This is a genomic window from Nitrososphaera sp., from assembly GCF_050748925.1.
In the GTDB taxonomy this organism is placed as follows: domain Archaea; phylum Thermoproteota; class Nitrososphaeria; order Nitrososphaerales; family Nitrososphaeraceae; genus Nitrososphaera.
Window position 1 is genome coordinate 1 of sequence record NZ_JBOGQF010000228.1, and the last position, 1,545, is coordinate 1,545.

The 1,545-nt window shown below is 58.8% G+C and carries 1 protein-coding gene; it reads left to right on the plus strand.

Annotation, left to right across the window (positions count from 1 at the left end):
- Positions 1-74 precede the first annotated feature (74 nt).
- A complete protein-coding gene (locus ACREAY_RS11795; protein ID WP_431755963.1) occupies positions 75-1,394 on the plus strand; it encodes an IS4 family transposase in 1,320 nt (439 codons plus the stop codon).
- Positions 1,395-1,545: the final 151 nt, after the last annotated feature.

The following is a 1,545-nucleotide window of genomic DNA, read 5'->3' on the forward strand; positions in this document are numbered from 1 at the left end:
GCTCAAACGACATTCGGCATTTTCCTTGACCATACCTGTACGATTGTACCGGGCAGAGCAAGGAGGGCCTTGTCATGGTTGCGACTCCGATGACCCACAACATATCGCGTGCGCTGCAGACAGTATTCACCAACACAGCCGATGTGGCGGCACGCCAGACCGGCTTTGTGCAGCGCGAATCCAAACTCGACGGCGGCACTTTTGTGCAAACGTTGACGTTCGGCTGGCTCCATAACCCTCACGCTACTTTGGAAGAACTGGCGCAGACTGCTGGCAACTTGGGTGTGCCAATCTCGCCGCAAGGGCTGGACCAACGTTTTGGCCCGCGTGCAGCAGCCCTGCTCGAGCGCGTGTTGCACGATGCGGTGGTACAGGTCATTAGTGCCGACCCTGTGGCCGTGCCTTTGTTGCAGCGGTTTCCCGGTGGTGTCTGTCTGCTCGACAGCACCACGTTGACGCTGCCTGAAGCTTTTGCAGGGGCTTGGCCTGGCTCCGGTTCGCACGAAGCGCCGGCAGGCATCAAGGCCCAAGTGCGTTTGAATCTGTTGGACGGAACACTGCATGGCCCGTTTCTGTTCCCTGCACGCGATCACGATCAGACAGGGGTGTTGCATCACGCACCGTTGCCTCCAGGCACGTTGCACTTGGCAGATTTGGGCTTTTTCAGCTTGCAGCGCTTGCAGACGTTGCACCAGCAAGGGGTCTCGTGGCTGACCCGCGTGCAGGTGCGGACGGCCTTGTTCGACGCCAGCGGTCAAGAATGGACGCTCGCTGCTTTTTTGAGTCGGCAAGCAAGCGACACGGTCGATGTGCCAGTGACCTTGGGGGCGGAGCTTCGCCTGCCGTGTCGTTTGCTGGCTGCGCGAGTGCCCGAGGCGGTGGCGGAAAAGCGTCGCCAACGTATACGTCGCCGCGTCCGCAAAGGCGGCAAGATTCATCCGGACAGCTTGGCTTTGGCGGCCTGGACCATCTACGCCACCAACATTCCGGCCGAGAACTTGTCGCTGCAAGAGGCGTGGGTGCTGGCCCGCTGCCGTTGGCAAATCGAACTGTTGTTCAAACTCTGGAAAAGCGAAGGCCACATCGACGAGTCGCGCAGCGGCAAACCGTGGCGGATTCTGTGCGAGGTGTACGCCAAACTCTTGGCCATGGTCGTGCAGCACTGGGTGTTGCTGGGGAGCTGCTGGTCCCACGCCAATCGCAGTTTGGTCAAGGCGTCGCGAACGGTACGGATGCATGCCTTGTCCCTCGCCGTGGTCTTGCATCAAAGACACTTGGTCAACGCGGTTTTGGCCAACGTGAAACGTTGCCTGGCGGTCGGTTGCCGCGTGAACCGCCGCCGCCGAGATCCGCCCAGTCACCTGCTTTTGCTTGGCTTAGCAGAAATTAGGTGAACAGGGCGAGTGACAATTGATGAGGAAACCTATGAGCCAGATTCTTTCACGATTCCTTAGCTTGATGCGTATGGTGCTCATCTACAGATGAGGTGCTCATCTACAGATGAGCACGTGGGTGTTCGCATAACCTGTTCGGGAAGATATAGTT

Excerpts from the sequence above, each read along its gene's own strand:
- ACREAY_RS11795 (WP_431755963.1), top strand. The coding sequence starts at position 75 with ATGGTTGCGACTCCGATGACCCACAACATATCGCGTGCGCTGCAGACA.